The following is a 17,419-nucleotide window of genomic DNA, read 5'->3' on the forward strand; positions in this document are numbered from 1 at the left end:
CCATAAATTTATAAAAAAAAATAAAAAGCGATTCTCTTTGTCGGCACATAACCAATTTAATCCTGTCAAATGCATAATTTAAGAAAGGCGAAAATATTTTAACATTTTAAAATTTTGGACCAGTTTTATATTCCAAATGGGAGTTGAAGCAGTAAACTTTTCATTTTATAAAAAAAATCATTTCAAATTCATAAAATTGAAATAGATTTACGGCTGAAAAATTATACTGTCAATATCATTTATCCACACATTTATGTATTGCACATAAAGCATATTAAAAAATAAATTTTGAAACGAATAGACATTTCCATAGTTGTCCCCCTTTATAATGAAGAGGCTGTTTTTGACCAGTTAATCCAGAGACTGACCGATGTCATCGACCAAACATCGTTTTCATGCGAGGTAATTCTAATTAATGATGGAAGCATGGATAAAACCGACCAATTAATTGAAGGAATTTGTAAAAAAGACGACCGGTTTACGGGGGTTTTATTATCCAGAAATCACGGGCATCAGCTAGCGGTCAGTGCGGGGCTGTCCTATGTCCGAGGCAAAAAAGGAGCCATGATTATTGATGGTGATTTACAGGACCCTCCGGAATTAGTAAATGAATTCTACGAACTTTTGACGGAGGGATATGATGTTATATATGCCATAAGAAAAAACAGAAAAGAGAGTTTTTTTAAAAAATTGGCATACGCTGCTTATTATCGATTGCAAAAAAAGATATCCAGTTTTAATATTCCGATCGACAGCGGTGACTTCTCCATGTTGAGCCGAAGAGTCGTGGACAATATGAATAATATGCCCGAACAAAGTCGTTATCTAAGAGGTATGCGTGCTTGGGTGGGATTCAAACAAATTGGATATGAGTACGATCGCGATGAAAGGCAAGCTGGTGAAACCAAATACAGCTGGTCGAAATTATTTGAACTGGCTTTCAACGGCATTTTTAACTTCAGTGATTTCCCGGTTAAAGTTATAACCCGGTTGGGTTTTCTGACGGTGGTTTTTTCGCTGATGTACTTTATCTATAATATTTACAGAAAAATATATTATGATGATGTTCCTCAGGGATTTACCGCAACTATATTAGCCATAATTTTATTCAGTGGTGTGCAAATGATTTCTTTAGGACTAATAGGAGAATATGTTTTAAGAATTTATAATCAAGTAAGAAGCAGGCCGCTTTATGTTATAGATAAAATTGTTCAGGACGGTAAATATAAAGAAGAATCAAACTAAGAAAGACCTCATGCAGCACGAATACTATAAGGAATATTATGATTTAGAAAGACAGCACTGGTGGTTTGTAGCCCGTGAAAAAATAATATCCAATTACATTAAAAAGCTTATTTCGCAAAAGAAATTGCAGAAACAAGATTTAAAAATTCTGAATGTGGGTTGTGGAACAGGAAGGAGTTCCGAATATTTAGCGACATTTGGCCATGTCGTTTCTATAGAATACGATCAATTTTGCTGTGAGTTTGCTTCCGAAAAGACAGGTCTGGAAATTATAAACGGATCTATAACAGAGTTGCCATTTGCCGATAATTCTTTTGATTTGGTTTGCGCTTTTGACGTGATAGAACATGTCGAAGACGACCAGTTAGCCGTATCGGAAATGAATAGAGTCGCCAGGGACAACGGGATTCTTTTTATAACCGTTCCCGCTTTTATGAATCTTTGGAGCCACCACGATGTCATCAACCATCATTTCAGAAGATATAAATTAGAGCAGGTCGAAAAATTATTCAAAAAACTTGGCACAGGTGAAAAGATTTTTTCGTCCTATTTTAATTTTTTTCTTTTTCCCCCGATTTTTGCTTTTAGGAGCCTGAGCAACCTTTTGAAGTCGGGAAAAAAGAGATCGGGATCAGGAAGTGACTTTGAGGCTTTTAAACCAGGGCTTTTAAATTCTTTTTTACAATCTATCATGCTTTTTGAAAGCAAATTTATAAATAGCAATATCAAACTTCCTTTCGGAGTATCTATCCTTTACACCTGGAAAAAAGATAAATAACATGAAATTACTAAATTGGCTTAAAAAAAATTATTGGCTGACAATTATATTGCTAGCGGGAGCATTCTTAAGAGTATATCACGCTGATTTTCAAAGCATTTGGTTAGATGAAATTCTAACAATGAAGAATTCCGATCCTAAACTGACCTTAAAGCAATTTTATGACGGAATTATGTTTTGGGAATTTATACCCCACCTTTATTTTCTGCTACTCCGGTTTGTGTTTGAAGTTTTTGGCTATTCCACACTGGTTGCCAGAGTCTTTTCGGGTGTTATCGGTGTCGTGGGAATTTATGCTATCTATCTTTTTGCAAAGGAGTTATTCAATAAAAGAAGCGGTTTAATTGCAGCAGCCCTGCTTTCTGTAAATATTTTCCATATCTCATATTCGCAGGAAATGAGACCTTACGGCATGCTTTTTCTTTTCACGGTCATGGCCTTTTACAGATTGGTGATATTTATAAAAAAACCAACAATTCTGCATGCAGTCTATTATGGAATCTTTGCCGGTCTGATTGTGAATTCCCATTTTTTTGGATTTATCACCATTTTTTCCCAATATTTGATTTTGTTATTTTTCCTCATTACATCGCCAAAAGAGAATAAGAAAACTTTTTTCTTCTATTCCTTCATTTCAGGAATTGTAACTCTAATAATTTTTTTACCCGCATATGAAGCAATAATTAGAGTTTCTGAAATTTCGTCGTTTTGGTTACAAAAACCGGGTCCGGACGCATTTACAATGATGTTCAAAGAATTCTTCGGGAACTCAGAGATAATACTCTTTATTATCAATTTTATCGTTATTTTTTATGTGATTAATTTGTTCAAGGAAAAAACAGAGAATTATAAACATGAAACAATTTTAAATAATAAAATCCTATTTAGTTTTATAATTTTATTTATCTGGCTATTCACATCATTAGTTATACCGTTATTAAGGTCGTATCTTGATGTCCCGATGATATTAAGCAGGTATTTTATAAATATTTTGCCGGTATTAGTTCTGGTTATTACAATTGGGATGGATCTTATTAAGAACAAACTAATAAAATGCATAGTTATATCCTGTTTTGTATTATTTTCACTGATTGATTTATTTGTAGTTAAAAATTATTACAATACTGTCACCAAATCACAGTTTCGGGAATTGACCAAGGAGATCACCAGGCGCAATCCGGAAAAATCAAAAATTGTTGCCTATTGGAGCTGGCTATTCCCCTATTTTTTCGCAAACACTCCCGATATCACAATTGAGGGAAATTCATATTCGCTTAAAGATTATGTCGCGGGAATGAAAAGCGGAGCTATTAAACCTAAAGCATTTTGGTATGCTGATGCCAATTCCAGACCTTATACATTAACGGTCGATGGGCAGGCGTACTTAGACAAAAATTTTATTTTAAAAGAAAAATTAGAGTTTCACGATGCTTGGGCAAATTATTACGCTCCGATAGCGGAAGAAAAAATAAATTTAAATGAAAATTTAGATTTAAGTATATTTAAACCGGTACATTTCGATGGGAACGGGAATATAATTTTATTCGAAAACACCAATGCAAGGTCTGAATTTATTACGTTGGAGAAAGGAAATTATGATTTAATAATTAGCGGTAACAGCCTTCCTGCAAAACCTATTAATGGTGAAAATGCGCATTTAAAATTTAAATTAAACGGAGTTGAAATTGGGAATCTAAATCTCAGCGAAAACACCACTACGCCCGAAAAAGTAATATCGTTTAATTATAATAAAAACGAGAAAGTAAGGATTCAGTTTATTTATGATAATGATATTTTTGAGAAAGGGCAAGATAGAAATGCTATTATCTACTCACTTAAACTCAAAAAAAAATAAATATAAAATAAAACTACAGTGTTGCCATGTGTTTTTTTTTATATAATTTTGCCCCATAAAATTAAATAATCAGATGAAAACGAAAATTTTTATTATTACTACCATTTTCTCGCTTGTATTTGTTTCTTGTAAAAATGACAATCAGGTTAAAGACGCAGAAGAAAATGCACCGAAAGTTGAAAAGAAAGAAAAATTCAGCGTGGATTTAGATATTACAGCTCCAAAAGACGACAACTTTGCGGTATATTATACAGAAGACGGAACCATTAATTTCACCGGGGAAAAAGCAGTTTGGGCTGGCGTGAAAGGACAAGCGGAAAGTCAAAAAGTAGTTTTAGATTTACCCGAAGAAATTATTCCTACAGACATTAGACTAGATTTTGGATTAAACAAAGAACAAGGAGATGTTATACTTGAAAAATTTAAATTAAATTTTTATGGAAAAACATTTGAAGCTAAAGGATCTGATTTTTTAAAATATTTTATAGCTAACGATTCCGTAAAAACTGAAATTGATCAAGTTAAAGGAACTATTAAATTTGTAAAAAACCCTAAAACATTCACTACCCCTTTTTACTATCCTCAACAAGCTATTCTTGATGAAGTTACTAAAATAACTAAATAGTTTTAGAAAATTTTTAAAATGCTGTAAACAGAAATAGGATTCTGTTTACAGCATTTTCTTTTATGTATATTTGAAATTCTATTCATACTTCTAAATGTTTAAGGAAAAAATAACTGCATTATTAAAAAGCAAACAAAACACCAATCTGTTTATTTATGGACTGGGACAAGGTTTTAATTTGATTACGCCCCTATTGGTTGTTCCTTACATAGTCTCTGTTTGTGGAATTGAAAGTTATGGTAAAGTGAGCATTGCCATGGCTATTTCCTTTTTTATAATGGTCTTTATTGATTATGGTTCGGATATTATCGGCGTGAAAGATGTTGCGGTCAACAGGGGAAACAATGCCGAGTTAGAGAAAATCTTCATTACTACCTTCTGTTCAAAATTCGTATTGTTGACACTGGTTTTGATACTCTGCTCTTTGTTATTTTACCTGGTTCCTTTTTTCAATACCGAAAAGAAGTTGTTTTTTCTGGGACTTCCCATTTTAATCGGCCAGTTTTTAAACCCGACCTGGTTTCTTCAGGGATTAGAAAACTTCAAATGGATCACGATTCTGACCATCATTTCAAAAGTCATTTACCTTTTGGGGATTTTTGTCTTCATACACCAACAGCAAGATTATATCTACATCAATTTATGGTGGGGAATAGGAACAATTTTGGCCAACTTACTTGCCTTTGGCTATATCTTGAATAAGTACTCTTTTAGTTTTAGAAAAACCCAAAAAACGGACATAGCCAAACTCCTTCAAGAAAACTTTTCCATGTTTTCTTCCCAGATTTTTGTGTCACTCCAAATGTATGCCCCGATTATGATAATCGGTCTGTTTGGAAACAATCTTCTCGCGGGACAATATAAAATAGTAGATCAGGTCATCGTGATTTTTAAAACCTACATTAATTTGTTCTTTAATTTTGTATATCCCAGGATTTGTTTTCTTTTGGAAAAAGACGAGCAAAGCGGACTGCGGTTCTGGAAAATATACAATGGTATGAATTTTATTTTTGTCACTGTGTCCATGGTAATTATTTATGTATTGGCCATCCCCATAGTTTCCTTTTTTACCAAAATTGACCTTTCTGAAATCAGTATCCTATTACGGCTTGCAGTTTTGGTGCCAGTGGTATTGGCTATATCCAATCCCTTGAAACAATTGGTCTTAGGGTCCAACAGTCAGAGATTCTATATCAGGGTTACCGTGGCTATGGTATTCCTCAATTTACTGCTAATGATGGCACTGTTTCCATACTATAAAACGTACGCTATTTTTATGACCTTGATCGCCGTCGAAACCGCTACAATTTTTATTTATTATTTTTATTTAAAAGACAAATTCGCCTATTAGGATCCTTCAAAAAATACTTATTTCTATTTAGAGCAAAAAGTGTATTTTTGGAAGGAATTAAAAGCATGCCTATTGGAAGCGAATTTTCTGATTCCCTAAAAAATGATTAAAACATTATTTCAAAAATTATTAGCCAAGTCAGGAAAATCATATTCCATCGATTCTGATATTCCTGATTCTCTTATTTTATTAACACTTTATAAAAGGGGGATGATGCTTATTAGGGGCTATTTGAAAACAGGATCCAAAGTGTATTTCGAAAGACATTGTACCGTCTATAACCGGAAAAATATTTCCTTTGGGAAAAATGTAACGATAGAACATCATACAAAACTTGACGGATACGCGAAACACAAGATAATTCTTGGAGATGGAGTTAAAATAGGGGCTTATTCCAATTTGTTGTCCACAAGTCATTTCTCAAAATTCGGTGTCGGATTAAAGATGGGAAATAATTCCGCCGTAGGTGATTTTACCCATTTTGGTGCGCCCGGTGGTATCGAAATTGGCGATAATGTAATTATGGGCTCGTATGTTAGTTTTCATTCCGAAAACCATAATTTCAGTGATCTCAACAAATTAATTCGGGAGCAGGGCGTTACTTCAAAGGGAATAATAATAGGAAACAATGTATGGGTTGGCGCAAAAGTTACCTTTCTGGACGGTTGTGTTGTTGGTAACCATTCTGTAGTTGCCGCCGGTGCGGTGGTAAACGGGGTCTTTCCGGACTATTCCGTTATCGGGGGAATCCCGGCCAAAATCATAAAAAAGATAGAGTAGATGAAAATAGCCGTTCCCAGTAATTTTCTGTCTCAATTACTATTTGTCTTATGCGTTACAATTCCCTACCTGAACAACTTTGAGCTGACCATGTTGGTTTGGACAGGCACCGTATTGATTTCTGTCAGTAAAAATTATTCGTATTCATTTTTAAAACTGTCCATTCCATTTCTCGTTATTTTAGTCATTGCCACGGTAGTAATGTTTTTTCATGAGTATAAAACCTATTACATCATTAGGGATGTGGCCTATTTGATCAAGCCGGTCATCGGGTTCTTTATAGGGTATCAGTTGTGTAAAAGAAACCTGAATAATGCATTCAAATTAGTGATTACCACAGGTTTAATTATTGCGGTTCTGCACCTTCTTATTTTACTTTTTGCAGTAATCGTTTTCCGGGCAGCCACTGTAAATGACCTGCGTTTTTATGGCGGATACTTTAGCGATTATGAAGTTTATGTATTGATAATATTGATCTTTCATAAAAAATTCGAACTCGACTTATCCCCAAAGAGACTCAGAATCATAACTTTGATTGTGGGGTTCTCGGTCTTTTTGTACCTTGCCCGAACCAATTTTCTTCAATTCCTTATTTTATTTCTGGCCATCAAAGGGTATTTCACATTGAATAAAACATCATTGACCATCATTACAACCATAATACTCGTTTCCATTATTGGTTATGTGGCCGTATTGTATATAGACCCTAAACGGAACGGGGAAGGTGTAGAGGCATTCTTATACAAGATAAAAGTGGCGCCACTGGAGCCTTTTAAAACAAAAATAAACAGGGCAGATTATATTGATTTTAATGATAATTATCGCTCCTATGAGAACATTATGACCATCAGACAAGTGTCGAGAGATGGGATGTGGAATGTGTTTTTCGGCAAAGGTTTAGGTTCTATCATTGACTTAAAGCAAAAAGTCTATTTGGGAGATATGGAATTACGGTTTATCTCTATCCTCCATAATGGATTCATGATTGTTTTTTTAAAATCCGGAATTGTCGGCATTCTGATTTACCTGTATTCGATATATTATTTTTTCAGGAAAAAGAAAGGTGATTCCAATAAGATCAGGCAGATAAATTTACTTTTTTTAGGAACTGGAATTTTTTTAATACTATCAAATTGGGTTTTTCTGGGATTTTATAATTTAATTGACACCAAGACCATATTCATGGGGTTTTTAATTGCCTATTCAGAAAAATCCCGCAATAACATTCAAGAATAATGAAAAGCATACTTTTTATACATCAATCGGCGGAACTTTATGGCTCCGATAAAACAATTCTGATGTTTATATCGGAGTTGGATAAAACCAAGTATTATCCTGTGGTAGTATTACCCTTTGAAGGTCCATTAAAAGAGGAATTAGAAAAAAACAATATAAAAGTAGTCATTGCTCCGGTATTGAAACTTTACCGAAAAATGTTTACACCAAAAAATCTCGTGAAAATATTCAAGGAATATAAGGATGGGATTAAAATGTTGGATCAACTGCATCAGGAGCATGATTTCAAATTGGTTTATTCCCATACTTTAGCTGCATTGATTGGTATTTTATTTGCCAAAAAAAGAAATATCAAACATTTATGGCATGTTCAGGAAATCATTGCAACACCGAAAATTTTTAACCGTGCGTTCAAAAAAATCCTTGCAATAGAAAGCAACCATAAAGTGGTATACGATTCTAAGGAAACGATGAATTTCTGGATTGAAAATAATAAGATCTTAACTGACAAATCGGAATTTGTCTGGAATGGCATTGACGTCCATCAAAAGGTAGATTATTCGGCAGAGGAGATAAACAAAGTCCGTAAAGATTATCTTTTGTCCAATGACAGGGAGATTGTAATCGCATTGGTGGGAAGAATCAATAGCTGGAAAGGACAGCAATTGCTGTTGAGTGCTTTCCACATTTTGACGGAAACGCATTCTAATATCAAATTGGTTTTCCTGGGTTCCGCTCCGCCAAATCAGGAAATATTCGAAACAAATCTGAAGGAAAAAATTAGAGAATATCACTTGGAGCAAAAAGTAACTATTATTCCTTTTCAAAAAGAAATCGGGAAATTTTGGGATGCTATAGACATTGCTGTAGTACCTTCAACCCAACCAGAACCTTTCGGGATGGTGGTAATTGAAGCGATGTTGTCAAAAAAACCGGTCGTGGCATCCAATCATGGCGGTCCAACAGAAATCGTAATTGACGATGAAACGGGATTCCTTTTTATACCCAATAACGAAAACAGTTTGGCAGAGGCCTTAAATAAACTGATTGTTAATCCCGAATTAAGAAAAGAATTTGGAATTAAAGGACACCAGAGAGCGATCGATTATTTTTCTTTGGAAAGTCATGTCCAGCATTTTGAAAGAATATTCGAAGAGATTATTTAACAAATGTACCGCTAAATCTATTTTTATTAGGCAATAAAAAACAAGTTTTAATCAGTTTGGGCCCTTGTTTTATCACATAAAACAGTATTTTTACCCCTACAATATGAAATTTTGTTGATGAAAATAGCCATTCTAGGAACACGCGGGGTACCCAATTATTACGGAGGATTTGAGCAATTTGCTGAGTTTTTCTCTGTATATCTAGTTGAGCAGGGTCATGAGGTATATGTTTATAATTCGCACAATCATCCTTTTCAGGAAAAATCCTTTCATGGAGTACACATAATCCATCAGAACGATCCGGAGCACAAGCTAGGAACTTTCGGACAATTTGTGTATGACCTCAATTGTATTTTGGATTCCCGAAAAAGAAATTTCGATATTATCCTTCAGTTGGGGTATACCAGCAATTCCATCTGGTTCTTTCTGCTGCCCAAAAAGCCAATTATCATCACCAATATGGACGGATTGGAATGGAAGCGGACCAAATATTCAAGACCCGTACAGCAATTCCTCAAATTTGCCGAACGATTAGCTGCCATCAGTAGTGATTATCTGGTTTCCGATTCGTTGGGAATCAAAAAATTCCTGCTGGACCAATACAAAAAAGAGTCGACCTATATCGCTTACGGCGCCCATGCTTTTACGAACCCAAACGAACCGATTATCGCACAATACAATGTTGAAAAAGACAAGTATAACATGATTATGGCGCGTTTTGAGCCGGAGAATAACCTGGACATGGTATTGGAGGGAGTTTCCTTAAATGAAGACAAAACCCCAATTTTAGTCATTGGTAAGCACAATACCAAATATGGGGAATATCTGAAAAACAAATTCAAATATTTCTCCAATATACGCTTTGTAGGAGCGGTTTATAATCTGGAGCATTTGGATAACCTGCGTTACTTTTCGAATATTTATTTTCATGGCCACTCCGTTGGCGGAACCAACCCCTCGCTTTTAGAAGCTATGGCCTCGAGAGCTTTGGTTGTGGCGCACAATAATGATTTTAATAAGGGAGTCCTTAAAGGGAATGCCTATTATTTTTCGAATGCCGGAGAAGTGAAAAATATCCTGAATACAACCAAAAAAAGCGATAACTTGCCGCTCATTCAAAACAACTTTGAGGCAATTGTAAATGAATTTAATTGGAATAAGATAAATGGCAAATACCTACAATTATTTGAAGACTGTATTTCAAGAGCTGCAACAGGAAAGTAAAAACCATTCTTCGCTACTATTTATACTTTTAGTGCTATTGACTATCCCGCTGAGTTATGCTGTAAACAGTATTTCCCTTGGACTTCTGTTAATAGTAACATTGATTACTTTCAAAAAAACCAATTTTAAAGTTGACATTTATCTTTACCTGCCCATATTATTGTATGTGCTGATGGCGATTTCTGTGCTATGGTCCATTGATAAGCCAAGCTCGATAGCATCGCTCTCTAAAGAACTTCCGTTATTGCTGATTCCGCTTTGTTTTTTGCTGTTTAAGGAATTATCGCCGGAACAGAAAAGGAAAATCATCCGGTTTTACAGTTTCGGGATTCTCCTTTTTGTCCTTTTTTATTTCACTAAAGCCTTTATCCGTTTTGCTTTCACGGGGGATTCATCTGTTTTTTTCTATCATGAACTGGTAACTAAAGATGTCAATGCCATTCACGTTTCAGTCTATGTTGCCATGGCCTTTTTCTATTTTTTTACCAAAACAAACAAATCAGTAATAGATATTATTGCCATTGGTTTATTGCTTGCCATGGTCTTTTTGTTGTCTTCCAAGAACATCATCGTGGTCTTCATCGGATTAATGATTTGCTATCATTTATTTTACTCGAAAATTTCAAAAAAGATGCGACTGAAAAACCTCATAATATTCATTATTTTTCTTTTTTCCCTGACATTCGTCGGTAAAATTAAGGATCGTTTCAAAGAAGAATATGAAACCATTATGACCGACAGCAGTGTTAATGATGTTATCAGTAAAGAGTCCGGGCCTGTATATAATGTCAGCATTAAGCAGGCATGGACCAATACCACTTTTCAGCCCAATGATTATTTTCCAGGCACGGCATTTAGAGTATATCAGATGCGGATTTTTCTCGAGATGCTTCAGGAAGATGGCATCTTTTTTACCGGTTATGGTTTAAATGCTTCGTATCCAAAAATTGCTGCCAAAGGGGTGCAGTATAATCTTTTTTTAGGAGATGAGACCCAACAAGGATACCAGACTAAAAACTTTCACAATCAATACATTCAGAATTTTGCCGAATTGGGAATATTCGGATTGGTGATATTACTGACAATGTTGTTTGTAAACATAAAAAATGCCCTTAAAACAAAAGATTTTATCCATATTTCTTTTGCAGTTCTAATGATAAGTTTATTTTTGACGGAATCATTTTTATGGAGACAGAGAGGCGTAATGTTTTTTACCGCAATGTACTGTCTGTTTAACTCCGGATTTATACCAATTGCCCCAAAAAAAGAATAAAATAATATGATGAAAAAAATACTTATTACAGGTGCCGCAGGATTTTTGGGTTCGCATCTTTGTGATCGTTTTATTGCAGAAGGATATTCTGTAAAAGCAATGGATAATCTTATTACCGGTGACTTAAAAAATATCGAACATCTTTTCAAACATAAAGATTTCGAATTTTATCATCACGATATTACGAAATATATCCACATTCCGGGAGAGCTGGATTATATACTGCATTTTGCTTCACCGGCCAGCCCTATCGATTATTTGAAAATACCGATACAAACCCTGAAAGTAGGTTCATTAGGGACACACAATCTTTTGGGTTTAGCCAGGGCCAAAAATGCCAGAATACTTATTGCATCTACATCCGAAGTATACGGTGATCCGTTAGTGCACCCGCAAACCGAAGAATACTACGGAAACGTAAACACAATCGGCCCAAGAGGAGTGTATGACGAGGCCAAACGTTTTCAGGAATCAATAACAATGGCATACCATACTTTTCACGGAGTGGAAACAAGAATCGTTAGGATTTTTAACACCTACGGACCGAGAATGCGTTTGAATGACGGCCGCGTAATTCCGGCTTTCATCGGTCAGGCACTTCGCGGAGAAGATTTGACTATTTTCGGAGACGGAATGCAAACACGTTCCTTCTGTTATGTCGACGATCAGGTGGAAGGTATCTTCAGGTTGCTGCATTCTGATTATGTACTGCCTGTAAATATTGGAAACCCGGACGAAATCACCATCAAGGATTTTGCCGAAGAAATTATTAAATTAACCGGAACCAGCCAAAAAATTGTCTACCATCCGCTACCAATCAATGACCCGCTGCAGCGCCAGCCTGATATTACGAAGGCGAAAAAAATATTAGGCTGGGAAGCAAAAATATCCAGAGCCGAAGGTATGAAAATCACATATGATTATTTCAAATCCTTATCGACAGAAGAATTATTGAAAGAGGAACACAAAGATTTTACCGGTTATATTCGTTAAGTTATGATGACCTTTCACGTAGGAAGATATTCGAAATACATCCGTCCTATCAGCGTCTTAATGGATCTGATGGTGATTTCTGTATTTTGCTTGTTTTTCTTCAGGGAGCTTAATTTAAATGCGTTCTGTTACCTTTTATATCAGACTTCGGGATGGATGGCTGTGGCTTTTTTTGTAAAATTCTATGAAATCTACCGATTTACCACACCAGTTGAAATTACCACCAAATTACTAAAACAAGGTGCTATATTTGTCCTGGTGGTAATTGCTTTCTTTCCTTTCTCTAAAGAAGTTCTCTTCAGTGGGAGAGCCGTTGCTATTTTCGTGACTTCAAGCATGACCTTTATTGCCATCTCCAAATTTTCACTGTTCTATTATTTAAAGAAATACCGATTGATAACCGGCAGTAATTTAAGAAGAGCAATCATCATCGGATACACGCCAGAAGCCATACGTTTAAAAGAACTTTTTGAAACCAGAGCCGATTACGGATACCGATTCCTGGCTTTTTTCTCAGATAAGAAAACGAATGAGAATATTCAAGGAAAAGTAGAAGATTTAAAAAAATATGTCATTGATAACAAAGTAGATGAAATTTACTGCTCGCTGAATGAAATTTCCAATGAGCAACTGAAAGATCTGGTCTTTTTTGCCGATGAAAACAACCGAATCCTAAAATTTATTCCGGACACAAAAGAGATTTTTTCGAAAAATTTAAAAATAGACTATTATGAAATCTTCCCGGTTCTTTCGTTAAAAAAAACGGTCCTTCATGAACCTACAACCAAAGCATTTAAGAGAATTTTTGATATCGTATTTTCATTAATTGTGATTGTGGGGTTGCTATCCTGGCTAATTCCAATTTTAGCGATTCTCATTAAATTGGAGTCGAAAGGGCCTGTTTTTTTCAAGCAGGGCCGTCCCGGACTGGATGAAAAGGAGTTTTTCTGTTACAAGTTCCGTTCGATGAAAATCAATAAAACAACCGAAAAGGAAGCTTCTAAAAATGACCCCAGGGTCACCAAAATCGGACGCTTTTTAAGAAAAACAAGTTTAGATGAAATGCCTCAGTTTCTAAATGTATTAATGGGCGATATGTCTGTTGTAGGACCAAGGCCCCACTTATGGTCGCAGAATAAATCCTATGGAAACAGAATTCAAAAATACATGGTCAGACATTACGTAAAACCAGGAATCACAGGTTTGGCGCAGGTCAGAGGTTTTCGTGGCGAAATCGAAACGGATGAAGACATGATCAACCGAATTAAATTTGATGTATTTTATATTGAAAACTGGTCGATTATTTTAGATTTGAAAGTGATTATTCAAACCGTCGTTAATATTTTTCAAGGCGAAGAAAAAGCATATTAATATGGACACGCCGCTTGTATCCATAATTACACCCAGCTACAATTCCGAAAAATTTATTGTCCAGACTATAAAATCGGTCCAGAATCAAAGTTATGTCAACTGGGAGATGCTCGTTGTCGACGACTGCTCTTCGGATCAAACGGTGAGTCTGGTCAAAGAAATGGCGGAACATGACCCTCGAATCAAATTGTTTCAACTGGAACGAAATTCAGGTGCCGGAATCGCTCGAAATACCGCTTTAGGTAAGGCTCAAGGCCGATACATCGCCTTTTTGGATGCCGATGATTTATGGAAACCAGAGAAACTGAAAAAACAGATTGATTTTCTTATCAAAAACAACTCACCATTTACTTTTTCCTTCTACGACTGCATCGACGAAGCAGGCAATCCTTTGAACAAAACAGTGGAAGCACCGAAAGCGTTATCGTACCGCCAATTATTCTTTTGCAATTATGTGGGTAATCTGACGGGTATTTATGATGCGGATTATTTTGGTAAAATTGCTATTTCGGCCATTCGCAAACGGCAGGACTGGATGCTCTGGTTGACCATCCTAAAAAAAATAAAAACAGCGCAGTCCGTTCCGGAAATTCTGGCTTCCTATCGAATTCGCCAGGATTCGATTTCGGCATCCAAATTGAATCTGATTCAGCATAACTTTGCCGTTTATAGAAAATTTCACGGGTATAATTTTGTCTCAGCGCTTTTTTGCATGGCCGGATTTTTATTCACCCAACTGTTAATTAAACCACGTTATATCAAAAGGATTACACCATAGAACGGAACTGTTTCAGTTTGCCCCGGTTGCTTCTTTCCAACGTAGTTTTTCGGGTAAAATTAAATTTCAGATTAGGCTCTAAATATAAGGTAATGGCTTTCTCGATATCCTGAATCTGTTCAGCTGTTAATTCTTTTTCACTAACATACTCTATTTCAAACGTGTCAATTTTGGTTTGGATAATGATAAATTCCTTCACATTCCCATCGTCTTCAATGATGCTTTTGGTCACATAATAAAAAGTCAGACCCGGCGATTTTTTGCCACTCGGTAATATCGCGACATCATTTGTCCTACCAATCAGTTGCTTCAGAATCGGTTTTTTTAGCGTACTTCTTTCATCCAAAATCCCAATATCACCAATATCATATCGGATGAACGGGTGTACCTTATTAAAAAGGGATGTAATTACCACGCGGCCTTCCTGACCATACGGCAACACGTTGTTATAATCATCCATAATCTCTACAAACAAGGTCTCGGCATTGACCTGCCACTCGTCATTTGGAGTTTGAAAGGCAATCAGATCCAATTCGGAGGCACCATATTCATTGACTATCGGAATACCAAATTGCTTTTCGAGTAAAATTTTATCATCCTCAAAAAGCATTTCTGAAGTGACCATACACACTTTCAACGTGGGACAGATGTCTTTCAGGATGATATTTTTCTTTTGCAGATATTTGGCAAACAAAACGATGGAACTCGTATAGCCATTGATGTAATCAAACTTTCTGGTTCGAAAATGATGCAGAAAACCTTCTAAAACAGTGTCGGATAAATCAAAAATGGTAAAGCGGAACCGATGGCTCAAAAAATCTTTTAGGCGTTCTTTTTTATTACCAAAAAAATCAAGTGGAATGCCATAAAATCGAGCTTGGTACGATGTGTTAAAATCAATGTCAAACCATCCGAAACGGTACATATTACTTGCCCAGGTCAACGCATGGCATAATTTATCTTTCGCAAAAATAAAAGGATCGCCGCTCGAACCGGAAGTTTTGTTGACATACACCTTGTTTTCCGCAAATCCTTGTGAAAGGCGCTCTATTAAAGGTTGCTGAAAATCTTTTTTTTGCATCACCGGCAGACTTTCCCAATTTTCAAATTCATTTATGCCAGCAAAATGGCGATAGTACGCATTATTCTGCAGGTGGAACTCGACGATTTTTTGACGGCTTGAGACGATAAATTCTTCGTAATTGGTTTCCGGAATCGCTAAAATTTCAGCCAATTGTTCTTTCGCTTTCTGAATTGGAAAACCATTATAATGGAGCGTTAAATCGAAAAGAGAAAACATGGTGACGTTATTTTTATCAAAAATAATATTTAAGGCCCATTAATGGTCAAGAAGCGAGAACTTTTTAAGAATTAATTATTTTTTACGTTCAAAAGCAATTATTTTTGCGGTTACAACACTCAGGCATGGAAGTGCTAACAACAACATAAACAACTACACAATGACAATTTTACTACTTGGTTCCGGAGGAAGAGAGCATGCTTTTGCCTGGAAAATGCTCCAAAGTCCATTATGCTCCCAACTTTTTGTGGCGCCGGGAAACGCGGGAACAGAAGCGATAGCAACAAACGTGAATCTCAACCCAACCGATTTTAACGCCATCAAAACATTCGTACTTCAGGAAAAAGTAGAAATGGTGGTGGTAGGTCCGGAAGATCCATTAGTAAAGGGAATCTTTGATTTTTTTCAAAACGACGACAGTTTAAAACATATTCCGGTTATCGGTCCTTCAAAAATGGGAGCACAACTAGAAGGAAGCAAGGAATTTGCAAAAGAATTTCTGGTTAGGCATCAGATCCCAACAGCTGCATATGATAGTTTTACCAAAGAAACAGTAGAGCAAGGTTGTCAGTTTCTGGAAACCTTACAGCCGCCATTTGTTTTGAAAGCTGATGGTCTGGCAGCAGGAAAAGGTGTTTTGATCATTCAGGATTTGGCGGAAGCCAAAGAAGAATTGCGAAACATGCTGATTAACGAAAAGTTTGGAGAAGCGAGTTCTAAAGTTGTAATCGAAGAATTCCTTGACGGTATCGAATTGAGTTGTTTTGTGTTAACCGATGGAAAAAATTACAAAATTCTGCCAACCGCGAAGGATTATAAAAGAATTGGCGAAGGAGATACCGGATTGAATACAGGCGGAATGGGAGCAGTTTCCCCCGTTCCTTTTGCAGATGCTGTTTTGTTGAAAAAAATCGAAACACGCATTGTAAAACCAACTATTGAAGGCCTCCAGAAAGACGGAATCCCATATAAAGGTTTTGTTTTTATCGGGCTGATTAACGTGAAAAACGAACCGATAGTCATCGAATACAATGTGCGAATGGGCGACCCGGAAACGGAAGTGGTCATTCCCAGATTGAAATCGGATCTGGTAGCGTTATTTCAGGCGGTAGCAAACCAGACTCTGGATAAAACGGAACTGGAAATTGATGAAAGAAGCGCCACTACAATCATGGTCGTTTCAGGCGGTTATCCGGAAGACTATGAAAAAGGAAAAGTGATATCCGGAATTGAAAAGGTAACCGATTCGATTGTTTTTCATGCCGGAACGAAGTCCGAAAACGGTCAGGTTCTGAGTAATGGCGGTAGGGTTTTGGCTGTGACTTCGTATGGGGATGACTATCAGCAGGCCATAAAAAAATCTTATCAAAACATAGACCAGCTACATTTTGATAAGATGTATTTTAGAAAAGATATTGGCTATGATTTATAAATTCCTTTATTC

The 17,419-nt window shown here is 36.1% G+C and carries 15 protein-coding genes; 14 read left to right on the forward strand and 1 reads right to left on the reverse strand.

Annotation, left to right across the window (positions count from 1 at the left end; translation table 11 throughout):
* The first annotated feature begins 288 nt into the window (after positions 1-288).
* The 13 genes from FNW07_RS01890 (at position 289) to FNW07_RS01950 (ending at position 14,675) form a co-directional block, all read left to right on the forward strand.
* Positions 289-1,245, forward strand: a complete 957-nt coding sequence (locus FNW07_RS01890) for a glycosyltransferase family 2 protein (protein ID WP_126742335.1) — start codon at positions 289-291, stop codon at positions 1,243-1,245.
* A gap of 10 nt (positions 1,246-1,255) precedes the next feature.
* Positions 1,256-2,023, forward strand: coding sequence for a class I SAM-dependent methyltransferase (locus FNW07_RS01895; RefSeq protein WP_126742336.1), 768 nt, complete (start codon positions 1,256-1,258; stop codon positions 2,021-2,023).
* 121 nt (positions 2,024-2,144) lie between these two features.
* Complete coding sequence (locus FNW07_RS01900; protein ID WP_221931743.1) at positions 2,145-3,878, forward strand: glycosyltransferase family 39 protein; 1,734 nt, start codon at positions 2,145-2,147, stop codon at positions 3,876-3,878.
* Between the two features lie 73 nt (positions 3,879-3,951).
* Positions 3,952-4,503, forward strand: a complete 552-nt coding sequence (locus FNW07_RS01905; RefSeq protein ID WP_126742338.1) for a hypothetical protein — start codon at positions 3,952-3,954, stop codon at positions 4,501-4,503.
* A 94-nt stretch (positions 4,504-4,597) separates the two neighbouring features.
* Complete coding sequence (locus FNW07_RS01910; RefSeq protein WP_126742339.1) at positions 4,598-5,854, forward strand: oligosaccharide flippase family protein; 1,257 nt, start codon at positions 4,598-4,600, stop codon at positions 5,852-5,854.
* A 102-nt stretch (positions 5,855-5,956) separates the two neighbouring features.
* A complete protein-coding gene (locus tag FNW07_RS13980; RefSeq protein ID WP_126742340.1) occupies positions 5,957-6,634 on the forward strand; it encodes an acyltransferase in 678 nt (225 codons plus the stop codon).
* Entirely contained in the window at positions 6,635-7,870 is a 1,236-nt protein-coding gene (locus FNW07_RS01920; protein WP_126742341.1) for a hypothetical protein, read from the forward strand.
* Entirely contained in the window at positions 7,870-9,036 is a 1,167-nt protein-coding gene (locus FNW07_RS01925) for a glycosyltransferase family 4 protein (RefSeq protein WP_126742342.1), read from the forward strand. Before FNW07_RS01920 ends, FNW07_RS01925 begins: the two co-directional genes overlap by 1 nt.
* Before the next feature lie 117 nt (positions 9,037-9,153).
* A complete protein-coding gene (locus tag FNW07_RS01930; protein ID WP_126742343.1) occupies positions 9,154-10,260 on the forward strand; it encodes a DUF1972 domain-containing protein in 1,107 nt (368 codons plus the stop codon).
* Entirely contained in the window at positions 10,202-11,533 is a 1,332-nt protein-coding gene (locus FNW07_RS01935; protein WP_126742344.1) for an O-antigen ligase, read from the forward strand. The genes FNW07_RS01930 and FNW07_RS01935 overlap by 59 nt, the downstream gene beginning before the upstream one ends.
* A 9-nt stretch (positions 11,534-11,542) precedes the next feature.
* The gene (locus tag FNW07_RS01940; protein ID WP_126742479.1) at positions 11,543-12,526 is read left to right on the forward strand and encodes a UDP-glucuronic acid decarboxylase family protein; all 984 of its coding nucleotides are present in this window, start codon (positions 11,543-11,545) and stop codon (positions 12,524-12,526) included.
* A 3-nt stretch (positions 12,527-12,529) separates the two neighbouring features.
* Positions 12,530-13,897: an undecaprenyl-phosphate glucose phosphotransferase gene (locus FNW07_RS01945; protein WP_370511476.1), complete on the forward strand. Its 1,368-nt coding sequence runs from the start codon at positions 12,530-12,532 to the stop codon at positions 13,895-13,897.
* 1 nt (position 13,898) lies between these two features.
* On the forward strand, positions 13,899-14,675 hold the full coding sequence (locus tag FNW07_RS01950; RefSeq protein ID WP_126742345.1) for a glycosyltransferase family 2 protein: 777 nt from the start codon (positions 13,899-13,901) through the stop codon (positions 14,673-14,675).
* Here the strand turns inward: FNW07_RS01950 and FNW07_RS01955 are convergent.
* Positions 14,665-15,975, reverse strand: coding sequence for a phenylacetate--CoA ligase family protein (locus tag FNW07_RS01955; protein WP_126742346.1), 1,311 nt, complete (start codon positions 15,973-15,975; stop codon positions 14,665-14,667). The two genes, FNW07_RS01950 and FNW07_RS01955, sit on opposite strands and share 11 nt — an antisense overlap.
* Before the next feature lie 160 nt (positions 15,976-16,135).
* Here FNW07_RS01955 and purD point away from each other — a divergent pair, with 160 nt between their 5' ends.
* Positions 16,136-17,407 (forward strand): phosphoribosylamine--glycine ligase, encoded by a 1,272-nt coding sequence (gene purD / locus FNW07_RS01960; RefSeq protein ID WP_126742347.1) that lies wholly within the window; start codon positions 16,136-16,138, stop codon positions 17,405-17,407.
* Positions 17,408-17,419: the final 12 nt, after the last annotated feature.

The sequence above is a fragment of the Flavobacterium sp. GT3R68 genome (assembly GCF_007109225.1).
Taxonomy (GTDB): Bacteria; Bacteroidota; Bacteroidia; order Flavobacteriales; family Flavobacteriaceae; genus Flavobacterium.

Coding starts and splice junctions, on each gene's coding strand:
- FNW07_RS01895 (WP_126742336.1), top strand. CDS start 1,256: ATGCAGCACGAATACTATAAGGAATATTATGATTTAGAAAGACAGCAC.
- FNW07_RS01900 (WP_221931743.1), top strand. CDS start 2,145: ATGAAGAATTCCGATCCTAAACTGACCTTAAAGCAATTTTATGACGGA.
- FNW07_RS01905 (WP_126742338.1), top strand. CDS start 3,952: ATGAAAACGAAAATTTTTATTATTACTACCATTTTCTCGCTTGTATTT.
- FNW07_RS01910 (WP_126742339.1), top strand. CDS start 4,598: ATGTTTAAGGAAAAAATAACTGCATTATTAAAAAGCAAACAAAACACC.
- FNW07_RS13980 (WP_126742340.1), top strand. CDS start 5,957: ATGATTAAAACATTATTTCAAAAATTATTAGCCAAGTCAGGAAAATCA.
- FNW07_RS01920 (WP_126742341.1), top strand. CDS start 6,635: ATGAAAATAGCCGTTCCCAGTAATTTTCTGTCTCAATTACTATTTGTC.
- FNW07_RS01925 (WP_126742342.1), top strand. CDS start 7,870: ATGAAAAGCATACTTTTTATACATCAATCGGCGGAACTTTATGGCTCC.
- FNW07_RS01930 (WP_126742343.1), top strand. CDS start 9,154: ATGAAAATAGCCATTCTAGGAACACGCGGGGTACCCAATTATTACGGA.
- FNW07_RS01935 (WP_126742344.1), top strand. CDS start 10,202: ATGGCAAATACCTACAATTATTTGAAGACTGTATTTCAAGAGCTGCAA.
- FNW07_RS01940 (WP_126742479.1), top strand. CDS start 11,543: ATGAAAAAAATACTTATTACAGGTGCCGCAGGATTTTTGGGTTCGCAT.
- FNW07_RS01945 (WP_370511476.1), top strand. CDS start 12,530: ATGATGACCTTTCACGTAGGAAGATATTCGAAATACATCCGTCCTATC.
- FNW07_RS01950 (WP_126742345.1), top strand. CDS start 13,899: ATGGACACGCCGCTTGTATCCATAATTACACCCAGCTACAATTCCGAA.
- FNW07_RS01955 (WP_126742346.1), bottom strand. CDS start 15,975: ATGTTTTCTCTTTTCGATTTAACGCTCCATTATAATGGTTTTCCAATT.
- purD (WP_126742347.1), top strand. CDS start 16,136: ATGACAATTTTACTACTTGGTTCCGGAGGAAGAGAGCATGCTTTTGCC.